The organism is Aquimarina sp. AU474 (genome assembly GCF_900312815.1).
Lineage (GTDB): Bacteria > Bacteroidota > Bacteroidia > Flavobacteriales > Flavobacteriaceae > Aquimarina.
Genome location: NZ_OMPE01000008.1, coordinates 355,369 through 374,993, shown reverse-complemented (window position 1 = coordinate 374,993; position 19,625 = coordinate 355,369). Strand labels below are relative to the sequence as shown.

21 protein-coding genes are annotated in these 19,625 nt (G+C 32.6%); 16 read left to right on the top strand and 5 right to left on the bottom strand.

Features of this window, described 5'->3' with window-relative positions; translation table 11 throughout:
* Positions 1–305: 305 nt before the first annotated feature.
* The 4 genes from DK508_RS11490 (at position 306) to DK508_RS11475 (ending at position 6,528) form a co-directional block, all read left to right on the top strand.
* Positions 306–3,644 carry a P-loop NTPase fold protein gene (locus tag DK508_RS11490; RefSeq protein WP_109300906.1) on the top strand — a complete coding sequence of 1,113 codons (3,339 nt, stop codon included), beginning with the start codon at positions 306–308 and terminating at the stop codon, positions 3,642–3,644.
* A gap of 121 nt (positions 3,645–3,765) precedes the next feature.
* Positions 3,766–4,641 (top strand): LamG-like jellyroll fold domain-containing protein, encoded by an 876-nt coding sequence (locus tag DK508_RS11485; RefSeq protein ID WP_109300905.1) that lies wholly within the window; start codon positions 3,766–3,768, stop codon positions 4,639–4,641.
* Positions 4,642–4,682: 41 nt separating this feature from the next.
* The gene (locus tag DK508_RS11480; RefSeq protein ID WP_109300904.1) at positions 4,683–5,765 is read left to right on the top strand and encodes an adenylate/guanylate cyclase domain-containing protein; all 1,083 of its coding nucleotides are present in this window, start codon (positions 4,683–4,685) and stop codon (positions 5,763–5,765) included.
* Positions 5,766–5,907: 142 nt separating this feature from the next.
* Complete coding sequence (locus DK508_RS11475; protein ID WP_109300903.1) at positions 5,908–6,528, top strand: DUF4494 domain-containing protein; 621 nt, start codon at positions 5,908–5,910, stop codon at positions 6,526–6,528.
* A gap of 61 nt (positions 6,529–6,589) precedes the next feature.
* Here the strand turns inward: DK508_RS11475 and DK508_RS21115 are convergent, their stop codons facing one another.
* Positions 6,590–6,742, bottom strand: a complete 153-nt coding sequence (locus tag DK508_RS21115; RefSeq protein ID WP_160114663.1) for a hypothetical protein — start codon at positions 6,740–6,742, stop codon at positions 6,590–6,592.
* 227 nt (positions 6,743–6,969) lie between these two features.
* Between DK508_RS21115 and DK508_RS11470 the strand changes: the two genes are divergently transcribed.
* Positions 6,970–7,395 carry a hypothetical protein gene (locus DK508_RS11470; RefSeq protein ID WP_109300902.1) on the top strand — a complete coding sequence of 142 codons (426 nt, stop codon included), beginning with the start codon at positions 6,970–6,972 and terminating at the stop codon, positions 7,393–7,395.
* Between the two features lie 152 nt (positions 7,396–7,547).
* Here DK508_RS11470 and DK508_RS11465 read toward each other — a convergent pair whose 3' ends face one another.
* Complete coding sequence (locus DK508_RS11465) at positions 7,548–8,420, bottom strand: hypothetical protein (RefSeq protein ID WP_160114662.1); 873 nt, start codon at positions 8,418–8,420, stop codon at positions 7,548–7,550.
* 326 nt (positions 8,421–8,746) lie between these two features.
* On the opposite strand from DK508_RS11465, the gene DK508_RS21110 reads away from it, so the two are divergent.
* From DK508_RS21110 to DK508_RS11415, 11 genes are all read left to right on the top strand, one after another.
* Positions 8,747–8,896 carry a hypothetical protein gene (locus tag DK508_RS21110; RefSeq protein WP_160114661.1) on the top strand — a complete coding sequence of 50 codons (150 nt, stop codon included), beginning with the start codon at positions 8,747–8,749 and terminating at the stop codon, positions 8,894–8,896.
* A 333-nt stretch (positions 8,897–9,229) separates the two neighbouring features.
* A complete protein-coding gene (locus DK508_RS11460) occupies positions 9,230–10,903 on the top strand; it encodes an ATP-binding protein (RefSeq protein ID WP_235016385.1) in 1,674 nt (557 codons plus the stop codon).
* Between the two features lie 12 nt (positions 10,904–10,915).
* Positions 10,916–11,584: a response regulator transcription factor gene (locus DK508_RS11455; RefSeq protein ID WP_109300899.1), complete on the top strand. Its 669-nt coding sequence runs from the start codon at positions 10,916–10,918 to the stop codon at positions 11,582–11,584.
* A 445-nt stretch (positions 11,585–12,029) separates the two neighbouring features.
* Positions 12,030–12,275, top strand: coding sequence for a hypothetical protein (locus tag DK508_RS11450; protein ID WP_160114660.1), 246 nt, complete (start codon positions 12,030–12,032; stop codon positions 12,273–12,275).
* 26 nt (positions 12,276–12,301) lie between these two features.
* Entirely contained in the window at positions 12,302–12,967 is a 666-nt protein-coding gene (locus tag DK508_RS11445; RefSeq protein WP_109300897.1) for a hypothetical protein, read from the top strand.
* Positions 12,948–13,364, top strand: coding sequence for a hypothetical protein (locus DK508_RS11440; protein ID WP_109300896.1), 417 nt, complete (start codon positions 12,948–12,950; stop codon positions 13,362–13,364). The genes DK508_RS11445 and DK508_RS11440 overlap by 20 nt, the downstream gene beginning before the upstream one ends.
* Positions 13,365–13,381: 17 nt before the next feature.
* Complete coding sequence (locus DK508_RS11435; RefSeq protein ID WP_109300895.1) at positions 13,382–13,912, top strand: hypothetical protein; 531 nt, start codon at positions 13,382–13,384, stop codon at positions 13,910–13,912.
* Between the two features lie 6 nt (positions 13,913–13,918).
* The gene (locus tag DK508_RS11430; protein ID WP_109300894.1) at positions 13,919–14,974 is read left to right on the top strand and encodes a type I restriction endonuclease; all 1,056 of its coding nucleotides are present in this window, start codon (positions 13,919–13,921) and stop codon (positions 14,972–14,974) included.
* Between the two features lie 11 nt (positions 14,975–14,985).
* Entirely contained in the window at positions 14,986–15,369 is a 384-nt protein-coding gene (locus DK508_RS11425) for a hypothetical protein (protein WP_109300893.1), read from the top strand.
* A gap of 42 nt (positions 15,370–15,411) precedes the next feature.
* Positions 15,412–15,921: a thermonuclease family protein gene (locus tag DK508_RS11420; RefSeq protein ID WP_109300892.1), complete on the top strand. Its 510-nt coding sequence runs from the start codon at positions 15,412–15,414 to the stop codon at positions 15,919–15,921.
* 26 nt (positions 15,922–15,947) lie between these two features.
* A complete protein-coding gene (locus DK508_RS11415) occupies positions 15,948–16,220 on the top strand; it encodes a hypothetical protein (RefSeq protein ID WP_109300891.1) in 273 nt (90 codons plus the stop codon).
* A 278-nt stretch (positions 16,221–16,498) separates the two neighbouring features.
* Here DK508_RS11415 and DK508_RS11410 read toward each other — a convergent pair whose 3' ends face one another.
* From DK508_RS11410 to DK508_RS11400, 3 genes are all read right to left on the bottom strand, one after another.
* The gene (locus tag DK508_RS11410; RefSeq protein WP_109300890.1) at positions 16,499–17,200 is read right to left on the bottom strand and encodes a hypothetical protein; all 702 of its coding nucleotides are present in this window, start codon (positions 17,198–17,200) and stop codon (positions 16,499–16,501) included.
* Positions 17,201–17,376: 176 nt separating this feature from the next.
* On the bottom strand, positions 17,377–17,538 hold the full coding sequence (locus DK508_RS11405; RefSeq protein ID WP_160114659.1) for a hypothetical protein: 162 nt from the start codon (positions 17,536–17,538) through the stop codon (positions 17,377–17,379).
* A gap of 404 nt (positions 17,539–17,942) precedes the next feature.
* Positions 17,943–19,415, bottom strand: a complete 1,473-nt coding sequence (locus DK508_RS11400; RefSeq protein WP_109300888.1) for a glycosyltransferase family 2 protein — start codon at positions 19,413–19,415, stop codon at positions 17,943–17,945.
* Positions 19,416–19,625: the final 210 nt, after the last annotated feature.

The following is a 19,625-nucleotide window of genomic DNA, read 5'->3' as shown; positions in this document are numbered from 1 at the left end:
CATTTCCGGTCAAAGTATTAAAGTTCTCGAATTGGCAAATTTTTACATACACGCTGAATTAGCCAAGTTCACAAAAAAAGTATCTTGTATCTGCGAGGTACTTTTTTTAGGAAAAAGCATGAATTATGGTTTGTATACTGAGTTAATAACTCTATATTTAACATATGTTACCCCTTAAAGTTTGAAAAAGGGATCTTATTTTTCAAATTTAACTCTCGATCGTCAGACATCACTAATTACTTCTTTATAAAAACAAAGTATAACATGTTTATATAATTTAGGTAAAATAAAAATTCAACACACTGATGGAATCATCAAACATAGCTCCTTTTTATGATTTTGGTATCGATGTATCACCTAATGAGGCTGATATTGCCTTTGCCCCTGTAGATACCTTTGGTAACCCAGGTCCACTTAATCAATTTGTGCTGAACACGTATGGGTATGACGAAAAAGCACTTGCATCTCTCAATCTAGAAAAAGGTTATGATTGGTTAGAACTTAAAGGACGAAAACCTATTGTATTCGTTGTGACGATTGATCAAAAAGGTATGTCTTCTGATGCACTAAGAACCAATTTATCTAGAGCTATAGAAGAATATATTAATTTCTTCTCCTCTAAGATGATCTGGATGGCACTAATGGGTACCGGTACCGGTAGAATACCAATACTTATTAGTCATAGTATTACCAGTTCTGTAATTGATAGTTTTGCTCCTCAACTTCAAGAAATGTTTATACGATTTATCATTTCTTTACCTAAAAACAAAGAAGGTAGAGACCTTCTTAAATCTGTTCAATCCCCTACTGATGAGTACTCATCTTCTACAATATCAAACGAAAACGTACAACAAAAACAACAAACTAAACTAAAAAGTAAAATAGATAGTACTGCAATTGATTTGGATGCAGAACAATTGGAAACATCTCCTACTATTGGTAAGTATATCGAAAATGAAGAGTTTATTACAAACCATTCTGGATCTTTTTATTTGGCAGGTTCTTCTTGGAATAAAGGTACCGAGGATCAAACTCAGCGATTTTTTGATCAAAATGTATGGGAAGATGGCCATGAAGATGAGCGGTATTCTAGAATAATAAACAGTATTGTAGAAGGAGATATTTTAATTTTAAAATCTACCTATGGTCAAAATCACAAATCCTATCTTAGAATAAAAGGTTTTGGTATTGTAACCAAAAATAACAATAACGGTAAAAGTTTATTAGTCGATTGGAAAATTAAGGATTTACAGGTTAACATAGAAAATTTAGGGCATTATAGGGCAACAATTACTGATCCAAAAAAAGAAGATCTAGCGACTATGTTCTCATATATTGAGCCTGAAATCATAACATCTCTTAAACAAGTATCGGCAACCATTACATCTGTCACAAAGATCACTACCATTGCCGGTTTAGTAAGTGATTCGGACTCTGGTATCGATCATCTTAATATTTCTAAGGATATCTCTGCATTTGCTCGAGTTATAGCTGCCAAAAGTTTTACGCCACCTCTCGCCATTGCGCTTTTTGGAAAATGGGGGTCCGGTAAGAGTTTCTTTATGAGAAAACTTAAAGAACGTATTAAACTCCTATCTCAAACAAATCCCGAAAAAGGGTTTTGTGAGGGAATAGCACATGTACATTTTAATGCATGGTCGTATATGGATGCTAACCTTTGGGCAGGCATCATTACTAAAATTTTTGATGGATTAAATCAATACATACAAGATAACTCTGCTGGAGATAACTATAAACAAGAGATTGAGAAAGTACTAACCAATAAACTTAATATAACTAATAGTGAGTTGATTGAATTAGAAAAGAAAAAAGATGTTATCGATGCTCAACTCGCAAGTTTAAAAAGTGAAAGAGATAGTATAGCACAAAAATTAAAAGAAAAAATAGAAGAGATTGAGGATACTACTATTACTCAATTGTTTAAAAAAGTAGATGACGAATTTAAAGTAGAAGAAACTATTGAAAGCGCCATCAAGAATAACATAACTATCTTAAAAAATAAAGAACAATTTTCTGAAATTGTTCCCAAAGAATACTGGAAAACTCCTGATGAACTGTACAAGCAATCAAAATCAATATTTACTTTCTTAAAAGTGTTTTTTAAGGCGGGTAAATGGCATACCAATCTGGCTTGGGTTATTGTGATTATTGGCCTTATTCTAGGGATACCTCCTATTTTAACTTATATTGCAAACACCACACAGTGGGCAAATTTCAGCTTTCCTAATGAATTGTGGTATGGACTTACTGTAGCTGGTACTTTTTATCATAGGGGAATAAAAACCTATAAACAACTGCAACCGTTAGTAGCTTCTTTCTGGGAAATTAAAGAAGACTACGAACTTAAAAAAGAAGATGCTCTATTTCAATTTTCGCAACGAGAAAAAGCACTAACCTTAGAAATTGAACAGATCAAGGAAGAAATTATAGATATTAATCATCAAATTCTTCAAACTACCGAACAAAAAGCAGAAATCCAATTTAGATTAGACAACACCTTATCTACGGAAGCATTGCATTCTTTTATAGAAAAAAGATCCGCAAGTAAAGAATACGAAAAACACTTAGGACTTGTTTCTATAATTAGAAAAGATTTTGAGATTTTAAGTAATCTATTTACCGATCATCATGAAGAATTAAAAAATATTGTTGAAAACAAGGAAACCAAAGAGTTTAGAGATAAATTTGAGAGACCGCTCCAACGTATTATTTTATATATTGATGATCTAGATCGTTGCCCCGAAGAGCGAGTTGTTGAAGTACTAGAAGCTGTAAACTTACTCATGGCCTATCCCCTATTTGTTGTTGTTGTAGGTGTCGACCCTAGGTGGGTAAAAAATGCATTGATCAAAAAACACCAAATGCAGTTTGTAAAAAGTAATCAAAGTGCAGATATGGAAATGATTGATCCTTCAAGTTATTTAGAAAAAATATTTCAGGTACCATTTAATTTAAAAGCAGCCGAAGATAAAAGCGTAAAACACATGCTCAAAACCTTAGCTGAAGTTAAACCTTTGGCTACCAACTTAGACCCAAATACGAAAACTACTCCAGTAGCAGATGATATTGGTACATCTGATGAAATTTCTAAACCTCAAGAAGTAGTAGAGCCTTTTACCGTAGGAAAATCTCCAGTTGGTGAAGCTCCTATTGGTTTAAGTAATTATATAGAAACGAAAGAAACTCTAGAGTCATTACAATTATCTATAAATGAAGTCGAATTACTACAAGACATGTCTGATATAATAGGACCTAGTCCGCGAGCTATCAAACGTTTTGTAAATATATATCGTATTGTAAAAGCCCACGAAAATTTTGGATATACCAATGAAAAGAATCCACATGAAATTATGGCTGTGCTCTTACTATTAGCGATTCCAATCGGAAAATTTAAGAAACTACACGGTTCTTTTGAAGCTTTTGTTGAAGGGTATGCCGGAAGAAATAAATTATCGAAATATTTTGATAATCCATCCAAAATTGAAGATACAGAAGAATTAAGAACGTTGAAAGTAAGTTTTAATAACGCCTTATCTTCAAAAAATAATATTCTTTCACAAAATATTGAGTTTTTTAAACATCATCATCCTTTCATAAAAAGGTTTGCTTTTAATGGAGATTAGTAACCGATTGAATAAATTATTTCCTGCTTAATACGGTACAATCTTAAATTTTAGTGAATATATACAATTCAAAAATGAGATAATCCTATCTTTATGGGTATATATCACAAAAGTCAACTCTATGTTATCTCCAAAAAGTACCATCTCTTTTCTATTTATATGTACCTCGCTTATAATAAGCCTAAGTTCTTGTCAGAATGACACCACAAAAGAAGATCTAAAAACTGCTCTTACCTTTTATACATCTTTTGATAAAGGAGTAGATGCCGATTTTGCTTTAGGTGACCAACGCCTATATACAGTTCCTAACCGTAAAGCCAGAGATTCTGCACAAATAGGTTTACATAAACCTGATATACGTATTGCCAAAAACGAGGGACTTTATGGCGATGGATTACTTTTTACCGAACGGAGCAAAGGAAATATTTATTACCCTAGTAAAGATAACATCGCTTATAGTAAAACAGATTGGAGCGGAGCAATCTCTTTTTGGTTAAAACTAGATCCGGCTACTGATCTTGAACCGGGATATTGTGATCCTATACAAATTACTGATGTAAGTTATAATGATGCAGCTATTTGGGTAGATTTTACTAAAGAAAACCCTAGAGATTTTAGGTTAGGCGTTATTGGGGATCGTAACGTTTGGAATCCAAATCCTGAAGGTCCAGACAATGAAAACCCGATCTTTAATAAAAGATTAACTGGAGTAAAAAATCCTCCTTTTAGTAAAGAAGAATGGACACATATCTTAATTAATTTTTCTAATTTAAATACCGAGAACGGGAAAGCCAGTTTATATATGAATGGAGAATTAAAAGGTACTCGATCTACGATCACTACTCCTTTTACCTGGGACTTAGATGCTTCTAATATTTATATCGGTTTGGGATATATAGGGTTACTGGATGAATTATCTATTTTTAATAGAAGTTTAACCAATAAAGAAATCTCAACTATATATGCACTAGAAAATGGCGTACATTCGTTGTTATAAATATATTATGAAATACCCATTTAGTATACCAAATCTCAATAATGAGTCATAATCTAAAACAATACATACGTATTCTTTGGCAATCTATCCTTTTTTGGGCTATTGCCATGGGATTGTACTCTATATTTAGGTATTATGGGATTGATGAAGAAGAAGGGTTTAATGTGATTAAAGAATATCGTGGAGTTAGAGGGACATGGCGAGCCTTAATGGGATTTACTACGATTGGTATTTTAATCGGAATTTTATATGCAACGATAGATATTCTTTTTGAGAAATTTACATCCAACAAACTATCAATGGTGTATGGATTAAATCTTAGGACATTTTTCTATTTCATAACAACAATAGGGGTATTTACTGTAGTAATGGATTTCTTTTCTGAAATGTATGGCTTAAATCTTAATACAGATAGAGGTTGGTGGAAAGAGAGTAAATCTTTTTGGGCTACCATTCTTTACATTGTATTAGTATCATTTGTTTTTTCCTTTATAAAAATTGCTACAGAAAAATTTGGGAAAGGTGTTTTCTTGAAAATGCTAATGGGTAAATATAAAAACCCACAAGAAGAGAAAAGAATCTTTATGTTTTTAGACTTAAAAGATTCTACAGCTATTGCCGAAAATTTGGGGCATTTTAAATACAGCCAATTTATACAGGATTGCTTCTATGATCTTAATGAAGTGGTCCCTAAATATGATGCTGAAATCTATCAATATGTCGGAGATGAAGCCGTTTTGAGTTGGCCTTATAAAAAAGGACTTGCCAACAATAACTGTATAGATTTGTTTTTTGCTTTTCAGAATAAAAAACAGAGTAAAGCGTCTTATTACCTGGATAAATATGGAATGATCCCCGAATTTAAAGCGGGCTTACATGGTGGCACTTTAATGGTAACAGAAGTTGGGGTTATTAAAAAAGAAATTGCATATCACGGTGATGTAATCAATACCTCTGCCCGTATTCAGGCAGAATGCAATACGTATGAAGTACTACTTCTTATTTCAGAAAAATTGCTTAAGGATTTAAAAATACACTCTAATTTATCTACAGAATTTTTGGGTAGTGTTTTACTTAAAGGAAAACAAGAAAAAGTTAAAATACACACTATTCAAAAAACTTAATTGGCGTTTCATTATAAGTAAATCACTGATACTTAAATCAGTAATATTTTACATCACAAATTGTGAATATCTATTTTGTTTACCTACAATATAAACCTAATACAACGGTTATATTTGGCGGCCAATAAAAACAAAAAAAGATATGAGCGCAACGTGGTACGAATGTAAAATAAAGTATAGAAAAGTAGATGAGTCTGGAGCTCAAAAAATGACAACCGAACCTTATTTGGTAGATGCTATTTCTTATACAGAAGCAGAATCTAGAATTAATGAAGAAATGTCTGCTTATATCAGTGATGAGTTCAAAATCACAAATATTAAAGTAGCTAATTTTGCCGAGATTCATCCATTCGAAAATTCCGATAGATGGTTTAAATCAAAAGTTTCTTTGATTGCATATGATGAAGAAAGTGGTAAAGAGAGAAAATCAAATATGTATCTATTGATACAAGCTAATGATGTAAAAGAAGCTTTTGACAATACTAATGATGCCATGAAAAATACAATGGGTGATTATACTATTCCTGCCATTGCAGAATCGCCTATTATGGATGTCTTTCCGTATTTCTCTGGTGAAGAAGGCGATTTAAAAAAATTAGAACGTTTTAACACCTTAAAAGATTCGGTTCCTGAACCACTTGAAACGGACAACGAAACAATCGAAGAATCAATTTTGGTTGAAGAAGATAAAGAAGAAGAAACTCCTGTTTTTGAAGATACAAACGTAGAGTTAGTTCCTGTCTCTTTTGATGAAGAAGAATAAAACATAGCTTTTCATAAAAAAAACGAGGAGTTATACTCCTCGTTTTTTTTATGCTATATATTTATCTTCTATCGATTATGCCATCTTCAATGTTTTTTCTCCATTTGGCAAGATCATCAGTTGCCGTAAACCCTCCTCCTCTAATAATTAAAGTGGCATCGCGAGATATCTTATAATTAACTAATGTCTCTAATGTTTGTTTTTCATTATTCATGCTCTAAATTTTTAAAGATTCATTGACAAAAACCTAAATATACGAAGGTTTTAGTAGATTTAAAAATAATCCCAATATTCAAAAGTATTTATTCCGATATACATATCCCCCTTAAAACAGGAGTATATTTTTCACTGAAAACAGTGTTCACTTAGCATATGTTAATACCGCATCTTTGTACTCAACAATCAAGTAATTATAAATAACTAATCACTAAAAATCATATTATGAAACGAGTAGTATTACATTTTGCACTTATCCTTGTTATTGGATTTTCTTTTTCATGTAAGGATAATAATACTAAAAGCACCGAAAATACAACCGAACAATCTACAGATACTAAGTCTGATAACAAAAGTGAAGAGGTAGCGACTGAAACTGTTTCGGAAACCGGTACACCTTCTTTCAACAATCCAAAAGTACAAGAGTATGTAAATGCTTATGAAGAGTATATTGAGGAGTACAAAAAAATCGTAGAGAGCAAAGATATGGCTGCGTTTGCTTCTTTAGGACAAAAGGGTCAAGAATTAGGTACAAAAGCTCAAGAGCTTTCTAGCGCTTTATCAGCAAATGAGATTGAAAAGTTTAATGCTTATATGCTTAAAAAGAGTGAAGAAATACAAGAATTATCACAAAAATTAATGCAACAGTAGATTTAAACTATAGATAGATAGTTAGTTTGGTTTCATTGTTAATGATGACCGCGACACCTTGCTCTTTTGGGAGCAAGGTGTTTTTTGTGATAAGAAGTTAAAGATAAAACGACATCAAAATGTGTTGGTCTCTTTTATTATCATAATAGTAATTATTTTTCTCCATACACATACTTTCTTATAATCGTCTGTGTAACTGGTTTAAGCACCTTATTATTAACCGGGTGCTTCCCTCCTTTTGTAAAAAACTCGATCTTTCCGTCCTCTTTATCATACCAGTACAACGCCTTGCCATCTTTAAAAAATACCTCCGTGGTAGTATCCAATTCTACTCTTTTAAAATTCTCTACTATATTTTGGTTATAAAACAAGTTGGGATTGGAGGTTTTATCACAAGCTATTTTTTCATAATGGTCATTGGACCAAATCATACAATCATTTTGTTCCCAATCAGGAATAAAATAAATAATAGCTGCTATCCCTATAAAACTTATAGTAATAATTATTTTTTTCCAAGGTTTACCTCCCTCTTTTCCCTCACCTGTTTCAACATGATTTTCACCTGTCCCTATTGCATTATTATCAAGCTGTTGAGTATTGTCTGTTTTAGAATCGTCTTTTACAACTTCTCCTTTATTCTTTCTGAATTTAGAATATGGTCTCGGTTGAAAATCAACTAATAAAGCTATTAAATTTAATCTGGGTGTATGTTTTGTATTAGATTTTTCGATTAAAAAATCAGATATGGCCCTTAATTTCCCAACACCATGTTCTTCAATGGCGGTTTCGCCATTTTCCCCTTCTCTAAATTTAAAGAAACTTCTTATGATTTCTTCATCTGATTTAATAAGGTCTTTTTTATACAATTCTAAGCAAGCATCTCTAATCAATGCTGGAGAAGGATTAGATAAAAATGCTGCCATATCACCACCTCTATTCTCTTTGTACAACTCTAAAATTGACTGACTATAGTTCTCAATAGTTTTAAAATTCATAATAATCCATGTGAATTTATCCGAATTCATCGGAATTATGTGAGACTTCGGAATTATCGGAATCCCTTATAAACACTGGGGTAAAACAGCTATATCTTGCTAAAGAATTTAGATCAAGTCAGGATTAACTATCAAGACAAATGTATACAATCTAATTCAAAACTGGAAATACAAGACAGAATCAGATAACTGAAACTGGGAAGTACAATTAACTTTTTCTGTCTTCGACTTTCCAAATATACTTCCCAAACGAAGAGGCGCCTCTTCTCATTTCGCGTGTTGCTGAATGGCAATTTACCCTCTGGGCTCAAACCCCAGGCAGCTCACGCTATTACTAATTTTTAATACGTAATACGATGAGAAGAGTATTTTTAATTTTGACTATAATTATGACTAATGTAACATTATTTTCTTGTACCACTTCTGACCTAGCCGAAGAAATCGGTATCGAAGAATTAGCTACCGAGGGTGAAGATGGAGAACCAGTTGAAGAGAATGATGATTAAATTCATATCATAAATAGAGATGCCGTACACTTTTGTGCGGCATTTTTTTTATTTTAGAGTATGAGATTTATTAAACCAACTTTACTCTTACTACTTTCTATTCTTTTTTTGTTAAACTGTGTTTCTAAGAACTCAGAAAATTCCAAAAGCGAAATATCAATTGTACATGATAGTATTGCTTATTATTATTCTATCGCAAAAAAAACAAAAAAGCCTATAAGCAAAAAGTTACTTTACGCTAACAAAGCCCAGACACTTGCGATAAAACAGAGATTAAACAGTAATTTAATTGATATTTATTCTCTTAAAAACGCAATTTTTTCTAAAACTAAATTGAACGATAGCACTCTGATTTATGCAAGAAAAATGCTCAATACAGCTACAATTGAAAAAGACACTTCAAAAATGGGCAAGGCATATAACAAGCTGGCTATATATTATAAAAAACAATATAGTTTTGACAGCGCCTATTTTTATTTTAATAAATCTAAAGAAAAGTATTTATTAAAAAATGATAGTATCCAAATTGGAAGAAGGTTGTCTAGTATGTCCAAAATTCTTATTGATAACAATGATTACTATGAAGGAGAAACACAAGCAATCGAAGCTTTACAATATTTAGAAAATAATGACAGTTTATATTTTTCAAGAACACTTAATTTCGCTGCATTAAGTCTTAGAGCACAAAGTCAATATAAAAAAGCTCTTAATTACCATGATAGATCGCTAAAATATTCAACAAACCTGAATGATTCAAACATTTTTTTAAACTCTAAGGGAGTAACATTAAAGAATTCGAAAAATTACGTAGAAGCTCTTAGTATCTACAATGATTTACTCAAAGAGATTGATTCTAAAAAACAATTAAAAGAATATATTAGAATATGGGATAATAAGAATTTTACGGCTTGGTTATCTGATACTAGTAAAAATTTAGAACTAGAGTTATTAAAAGCATATAAGGTACGAAAGGACAGTGGATACATACAAGGGGTAATTGCTAGTCATGCTCATTTAATGAAATATTACGAAAAAAAGGATAAAACTAAATCCATATCACATGCAAAGTTATTATATCAACTTACCGTTGAACAAAACAATGTAGAAGATAGACTTGAAGCTCTAACATATTTAAAAAAACTTTCTCCTTCTTCAGAATATATAAAATATGATGTAAAACATGACAGAATTTATGACAGTATCAATATGGCAAGAGCAACATCACGAAATAAATATGCCGCTATTCGTTATAATTCAGCCAAGGAAAGAAAAGAAAATTTACAGCTAAAAGCTCAACAACAAATAGTGCTCCAAAAACAAAAAACAAAAAACATCATTTATTTGGGTTTAGGGATTCTTACCATCCTATCCTCAACATTCCTCTTCTTCTATTTACGAACCAAACACAAAAAAGAAAAAATACAAGAACGACACACCACCGAAAAAAGACTATCCAAAAAATTACACGATGAAGTGGGTAACGATCTCTACTACCTACTACTCCAATTACAAAAGATCTCTGGTTTTGATAGTGATCATGAAAACCTAAAAATATTAAAAGGTTTTGATACGGTATATCACAAAATCAGAGACTTCTCTAGAGATCATAAAATAGAAACTGGAGAAGAGTATGGTGACGAATTATTGGCTTTACTGGATTCTTATGGAGATCAAGAAACCAAAGTTATTACTAGTGAGTTAGAACCTGGCTTTTGGTCAGAAGTTTCACCTCTTAAAAAAGAAGAACTGTACTGGGTACTCAAAGAATTACTTACCAATATGAAAAGGCATAGTCAAGCAAACATAGTTGCCATCACTTTTGCCAAAGAGAAGAGAAAAATAAAAGTAAATTATATTGATGATGGTATCGGTATGAATTTGAGTAAGTCTACTTCAAAAAACGGTCTGGTTAATGTGGAAACCCGCATGAAAGACATTGGAGGAACTATTACTTTTGATTCAAAACCAAAAGAAGGTTTTAAGGCAACAATTGTTTTTAGCTCCTAATTTGAAAAACCTATGTTTACAAAAATTTTGATTGCAGAAGATGAAGATAGCGATAATCTAGGTATCGTTTCTGCTATAAGAGATTTTACTCAAGCACAAATTGACACTGCGCAGTTTTGCGACAAAACCTTGCTCAAAATAAAGGAAGCTCTACGAAATAACACTCCATATCAGTTGCTCATTAGCGACCTTTCTTTTGCTTTAGATTATAGAAGTCACAAAATAACCACAGGTAAAGACCTCATTAAAGAAGTAAAAAAAATACAACCTGAAATTAAGATCATTGTTTTTACTGGCGAAAAGAAACCTGCAATTATTAAGTCGTTTTTCACTAATCAAAAGATAGATGGATATGTATGCAAAGGATTGTATGGCTTACAAGAACTTTCTAAAGCAATTACATCAGTAAACGATGGTAGTACATATACTTGTCCTATTTCTAAAGATGCCTTACACCAAAAAAATGTACTACAGCTTAATCAATATGAAGTACAACTATTAAAACTACTAACCCAAGGATATAAACAAGATGAAATAAGCCTTCATTTTATTGAAAACAACGTTACTCCAAATAGCAGGCGTTCTATTGAGGATAAAATACGAAAATTACGAGAAGACTTTAATGCTAAAACGAATATACAATTGATCTATTTGGTGAATCAGTTAGGGTTGATTGATTGATCTACCAATGTTTTTAATTTAACACTCTGCCCTTGTGATTTTCCACAGGGAGTTTTTGTTTGACTAAAGTAAGTTTGAGCTAATATTAATCCTAAAAACATTACAAAATGGAATTTATATCTGCTAGTGTAGTTTTAATAATATCAGCCATACTATTTGTCTGTGGTATAATTTTAACAAGGTTATTAGGAGCATGGATGCTTAGAATAAATGAAGTTATACAACTTCTTAGATCTATTTTAATAGAGTTGAAAAATAAAACAGAAGTATAAATATAGAAATACTCTATACCAGTTTGGGGTAATAAGTCTTACAGGCCTTACAGGTTTTAAAACCTGTAAGGCCTATTGTTTTTATTTAAACAATTATGAATCTGTGGAAACCCACAAGGGATTGGTTTTGGATCATGGTAAGTTTGGGTTGCATTAATGTTAAAAATAAAATTATGAGTTCTAATAGAGATACTTACAAATATTGGTTCAAAGTAGGGAACCTAAAAGTTCATTGTGGAATCACATATGATTTACAACAAAGAGAAAATCAACATAAAAATTCTGGGAGATATACAACTCATAATGGAAATAGACATTATTGGAATAACGGACATATTGTTCAAGAAGGAAATATTACAACGCGAGAAGCAGCGATGGAATGGGAAAGGCAAAATGGATGTAATGCTAATTGGAACTAACAAATTATTATAAAAAGAAAAGTAAAATGAAAAAAACGATACTCACTTTTATTGTAACAGGTTTAATTATTTCTTGTTCATCACCTTTGGATAAAAAATTCAGCGAAGAAAAGGCTAAAAAAGATATGCTTGAGATTGAAGAAAAATTGGATTCAACTGAATTAATGCTTCTAGCAGGTACAATAGTAAGACTAAAACTTCAAGATAAGAAACTAGAAGATATGACCTATAGAGAAATACTTGATGATGGCGAAAAATGGAAAGCTGAACTAGATAAAATAGAAAAAGAACAGAAAATATTAGCAGAGAAAGCTAAAAAGGAAGAAGAAGAAAGAATTCGAACACTTTCAGAAAGTGTTATTGTCACATGTTATAAAAAAGGCTTCAGCAAATATAATTATGAAGAATATATAACTTATAAGTTTGCAATTCAAAATAAATCTGATAAGGAAATTCGCGCAGTGAAGGGACAAATAGAATTTACAAACCTTTTTGGTGACAAAATAAAGTCTCTAAGTTTTGTTTATGATCAGACCATTCAAGCTAATAGTGAAGTTAAATGGGATGCATCGATGGACTACAACCAATTCAATGATGAAGATCAAGTCTTAAAAAACAAAGACTTAAAAGATATTAAGGTAATCTGGAAACCAGAAAAAATCATTTTCTCCGATGGATCTATTATTGAGTAAAATTGATTTAATTATTCATCTAAGAAAAATGAAATATTGGATATTTGTATTATCCCTTCTATTTGGAATTCACTCAAACTGCAATGCACAACAGGTTAGCTGTGATGATTTAATAGATTTCATTGAGATGAATGGATACTATACCAGTAGTATTGGTAGCTATACTTTAGATTCTTCATGGTTATATAAAGTTACTGCATACACATATCAATATAAAACATTTGTAATAGCAGAAATTAAGAAAAACGAATACAGTTATGTAACGAACACCTATATCTTCTGCGGAATACCTTCTTCAAACTGGAGTAATTTCCAATATAGCGGATATTACGATTCTGATTCTTATGGAGAACGATTTCATAAATACATCATGGATTATAAATGCAATTGCTATTAATCTAAAAAATCTTAGAAATGAAAAAGTTTTTTATCATTACATTATTATTAGTATCAAACTTAATTTTAGCACAAAGTCAAAAAATAGAATCTAACAAAAGTAATGCAGAGATCTTTTCAACCAAGTCTGGAACTTTAATCGAAAAACAATTTATTGATGTTGGAAGTTCTAAAAAGATTAAGTTACAAATCGTAAAATACACTGATATAATTTCTGGCGATTCAGTTAGTGCTTCACTAATTGAATCATCTTCAAAAAATCAATATTCTGCAGGGACAAATGTAATTTTAGACATTGATGAACTAAAAGGTCTAATAAAATCTATTGAGATTATCAATGTAGAAGTCCTTAACACAATTCCAGAAAATTATACGGAAATCACATTTTCAAGCAGAGGAAATTTAAAAGCTGGATGCTTTTGGTATAAAAATGCCTGGAGCATTTATATACAACTAAATAAGCGAGATTATAAATCATCAATAAAATTGAACAAAGAAGAGTTGTCAGAAATTTTAAATCTACTTAAACAAAGCTACAATAAACTCTAGATAAGTATGGAACTAAATAATCAACTCAAAGTCCTTGCCGATAAGATCGAGCAGCTTAAAGAGCAAATAGAAACCGAAGAATCAACAAAACATGCATTTGTATTACCCTTTATTAATTTGCTTGGATACGATAGTTTTAATCCTACTGAAGTTGTACCAGAGTTTACCGCAGACTTGGGACTAAAAAAAGGAGAAAAAGTTGACTACGCTATATTTCAGAATAGAGAACCGGTGATGATCATCGAATGTAAAAATTGGAAAGAAGATCTAAAGGTGCATAACTCACAGTTGGCAAGATATTTTCATGTCACTGAAACTTCCTTTGCTCTGCTTACCAATGGTATAGAATATAGGTTCTACACAGATTTAGATGAAACAAATATCATGGACGAAAAACCTTTTCTTGAATTCGATATTACTAAAGTTAAAGACAGTACTATCCAGGAAATTGCAAAGTTTCATAAATCTAATTTTGACGTTAATAAAATCTTTGATAATGCTAGTAATCTTAAATATTTGAAGGAAATAAAAAAACTGATTGGTAATGAATTACATGAACCATCACATGATTTTGTTAGGTTATTTGCTTCTCAAGTCTATTCTGGTCGTTTAACAGAAAGGGTAATGGAAGATTTTAATGATATTGTTCATAAAGCTCTAAACCAAACTGTCAATGAAACCATAAATGATAGACTAAATGCAGCTCTCAACAAAGAGACAGAAAAACAGCAAGAAGAAGAATACGAAGAAGTAGAAGAAATCAGTAAAATAGTCACTACAGAAGAAGAGTTAGAAGCATTTCGAGTAGTTGTCGCTATACTACGACGTAAAATAGCTAAGGATAGAATTGTGCATAGGGATACTCAATCTTACTTTGGGATTTTACTTGATGATAATAATCGCAAGCCTATTTGCAGATTACACCTAGATGGATCTAAAAAATATATAAGTCTATTTGATCAAAACAAAAACACGCAACGTGAACAAATTCAGTCAATAGACGATATTTATGAGTATGAGAAACAACTATTACAAACTATAGATTATTACGAACAAGAATAAAATGTACTCCCATGAAAAACCTAATACCCCTATTCTTACTAATCATTGTATCCTACCAATGCAACTCACAAAGTGTAGAGGCAAGTCTTTACCTAAGAGAAGAATTAGTAAAACAAAGAGATGATCTATTAAAAAAGGCTCAAGAACTACAAGTTCGAATTGATGCTATTGATAAAAAGTTGGGTAATAAACCGGCATCTACACATACGGTTCAATACTTAACCAAAAGTGCCACATACAACGATGGTAGTTACACAAGATCAATAGAGAAGCAAAGCAATAAACAGTATAAATCTAGATCTACAAGAACATATCATCGAGGTCCTCGTGGTGGTTGCTATTATACAAATTCTAATGGCAATAAAACCTATGTAGCCAGAAGCATGTGTAATTAATTACTTAAAATCAATACCTTTAAATATCAGAAAACTAATTATATGACCAAAAACTACTTTGTCTACTTATTAATTCTAGTTGCATGTTTCTCCTTTATCTCTAGCGATAAACTCCCCAATGAATTCTTCGCCAAAGTTATCGGAGTAAAAGACGGAGATACTATAGAAGTTTTATTCAAGAAAAACCTCATTATCATTAGATTAGAGCATATCGATTGCCCTGAGAAAAAACAACCATTTGGTCAGAAGGCTAAACAATTTACGTCAGACTTTTGTTTTGCTAAAAAAGTAAAAGTAATTAATAAAGGAAAGTATGATCGTTATAGACGACTCATTGCCACTATAGAATATGAGGGGGAAATATTAAACAAAGAATTAGTCAGTAATGGGTATGGGTTACACTTTAGAAAATACTCAAAAGATTCCTCCTATACAATTCTTGAAGAGCAGGCGAAACTTCAAAAAAAAGGAATGTGGTCACAGGAGAAACTAATTGAGCCCTGGTTATACAGAAAAAGAAAAACCTCAAAAAAGAAAAAAACACTGCAGTAATTATATGATTCTAAAAATACGTCAAAATGAAAACAATAGTACTAATCCTGTTCATCCTTTTCTCATACTCGATCTTTGGTCAGGAACAAAAAAAAGAAAAGAAAAAAGATGAAATAACGGTGTTTATCTGTAATAGTATGACTAGCAAGAAATATCATTATAAGGAAAATTGCACAGCACTCAGCAGATGTAATGACAGTATAGCTAAAATAACTCGGAGAAAAGCTAGAAATACTTTTGGTAGAACAGTATGTGGTTATGAAACTCATATAGAGAGTTCGGGTAAGAATAAAAATTAGACTCAAAAACAAAATATTATCTCGACCAGCACCCCCACTAAACATAACCCGCACACCTGCACAAACCTCCCCCACAACTTTTTATCGACCAACGGTACTCAATTGCTACTCCGCACAGGCAGGTCACCCTCCCGCATACTAGATGTATCGATCAGTGGCATAGGGCGATACTTCCACACAGGGTAAAAAGAAACCCACACACTAAGACAAGCCGTCCGCGTGGCGCGGAGACCCCTACCCAGTGCGCGGGCCAGTGATACTGTCACTTCTATAAAAAACTACCTACGTCGATAACGGCTTATATAGCCTTTGTAGCGCTCTGGATCTTTTCTAAAGGCGTATTTACCTGTATCTCTAATCTCATCCATTGCTTCTTTAAGATGTGTAAACGCACGGTCACGAATGTTCTTGGCTTTAGAATTGTCTAATGTTGTACCATTGGCTTTGGCTAATAGCTCGGCCAGGCTGTCTGACTTTTGCTCAGCAAGATCAAAGCGAGATAGGTCATACTTAATTGCTTCAAATTCGGTAGGATTTCCTTTTCCTAGCACGCTAATATCCATAAGATCCTGGATCATGTCGGCATTGCCATCACCTCCTGCAATTGTGCGTACCCGTCCTAATAGATCCGGGCGTTTTCTAAAGGCAAAGCGCATATCGGCCAACAGATCGTTTCTAAATTCATAAGCTTTGGGCGATTCTTCTTTCCAGGCCTTGGCAGCTTCTTCCTGGCTATAGCGCTCTTTGTTCCAAATGGCTTGTGCATACCTACACGCTCCGGTACGTATCGGTAGATCGATTACGTATTTGCTCCAATCCAATCCTATACTAACTAGTATTTGTTTATCTTCTTGCGCCCAAACAAATAGGTTTTCGGCTTCCTGTGTAGTGACATCTACCGGTTGTGATGGTGCTTTAATTAATTCTTGGGGTATGTTTTCTAATTCGGTTAATTTCTTTTCAAAATTTTGTTTGGACATATGTATTATTTATGGTTTATAATTGATATTGGGTGTGAGTTTAATTTTTCGGAAATAGGGACTCACCCTTCGACTCCGCTCAGGGTCACATTACTTTCAGGGTTGAAAATAAGCTTGGTCAATTGCTTGTTATGAAAAGCTCTATGACCAATAGCAGTCACCTGGTAATCGGTGCCTTAGTCGGTAATCGTTGGGAGGATGGTCACTTCTGTTCCAAAACTGGTATCATAGTCCACGATCTCAACAGTGGTAGCAGAGGTAATCTTGTATTTAATGCCCTCAATGGTAAAATCATTTCCTACATTTTGGCCATATCCAGCTAGACTCATCCATACCATAACAATGGCGGATATTATTAATTGAACTTGTTTTTTCATGTTGGAAGTTTTTTTATTATGAACTTTTAAATAGTATTTCATAACAAAAAACCTTTACAAAAAGAAAGTACCCAACAATTAGTGCCCAACCTTGTTAAAAACGGGATGTTATATGGTGTTTTGGGGACAATGGGAATCTAGCACCATCCCCATTTGATAGTTTGTTTATTTTGATGTTGATAATGTGAAGTGTGGGTTTTATTTTTTGAGGATGGTAATTCGACCCTTCGAGAGCCTCAGGGTCCGGATACGAGGGCTGAGGCTCTCGAAGCCCGGCAAGCTCAGTGCGGCGGCTCAGGGTTCTGGGCGCGGGCTGTACTTCGACGAGCTCAGTAGCCACGGAGTCGAAACCCGGTAATAAATTATCAAGACCCCACAGCAACAGCAACTACCTGTGGTTGAGGTTGAGGCTGTGGGTTGGTTTCTTTGATGGATTCTTTTGGGAGTTCTCTTGTTAACCAACCACTCCTACCTGCCGTAGCAATAGCATACGGAGTAATCCAGAACAAAGTAAAGGCATAAAAAACACTGTATGGATAAGCCCAAAGTGCTTCTGATACACTGTGTTTTTTTGCATAAAATATAGCTTGTATACTCGAAAACACAAGTATACTTACCAACGTAGAACTTAAGAATAACACCGGATAAGTACATATAAAAAATACCATTAATAAGGTCGCAGGATACGCCATGATCATTTTTAACCATTGATTTAGTAATAGTATTCTTGTGCCTACTTTTAACCCTTCTCTAAAATCTTGAAAAGCAAATTTGCTCATAGCTATGTTTTCACGAATATTACTTCGCTCCCATCGAATAAACATCTTGTATAAATTCTTATATCGCTCAGGAGTATTGGTATATACATATGCTTTACGCTGAAATAGTACTTTATACCCTTGTTTTAATATCATATTGGTCATCGCCCTATCTTCGCCAATTTTAGAAACTTGTCCCATAAAAGTTTGACGTATCCATTCTTCTTTACAATTTAAAACAGCTTCTCTACGATATGCAGATAAGGCTCCCGGTGTACATAACACAGACCCCAATGCACTTTGTGCAGAACGTATAAATTCGAAACTAAAAGCAAAACTTACATTGAGCATGCGTGGAATTATTGCCTTTTCTTTATTTAAAACACGAACATTTCCTGCTACAGCTCCACACTCTTTATTTACAACAAAAGGAGTTGTCATTATACGTAGCGTATCTTTTTTAACAATAGAATCGCTATCTACAGTAATAAACACTTCTCCTGTAGCTAATTTAAATGCACGATAAAGTGCATGTCTTTTACCTCTATTTTCAGGTTGTTGGTAAATCGAAACTCTATCTCCTAATTCTTTTTTGGCTCTCTGCATCCATTGCCAAGTATTATCCTGGCTTCCATCATCGATAGAAATAATTTGTAATTTCTCTTTTGGATAATCACTTTCCACAAGGCTAATCAAAGTTTTATACACTAATTCTCCTTCATTATATGCCGGAACAATCACCGTACACAATGGTAATTCCTCATCAGATATAGGATTAATAACTTTGTATTTTAGATATAACCACAATATGTAGATCAAAAAACTAACTTTAATCAGTAGTAATGAAACCCCACTAATCATTAAAGCAATACCACCAGTTGTATTCATTCTTTCTAAATGAATTTCTTCAAAATAAGGTTGTAAGAAATAGAACAATGATACTGCACCAAACAGTAATAAAAATGTTCCTATTAAGATAAAAGATGATGATGACTTCGAAATAAATTTTTCTATCCGATTGTAATATTCATTTCCCTTCTTTGACGTTATCGTAGGTGTAAAAGATTTTGATTCGTTCATATGTGTTTTCTTAATTCCTTCTCAGAACAAACAATATCAATACCATTTTTAAACATTAGTTGAATAACAGGGTTTTAACGAGATTAGGTAAATTAGAAAGTGTGTATATTTTACACACATGTGTATATATACCCCACTATTTAGAAAAAAACTTATCGTTTAACAAAAAACATTTAATCAAAAAAAAGATCATGTTTCATATTCATAATT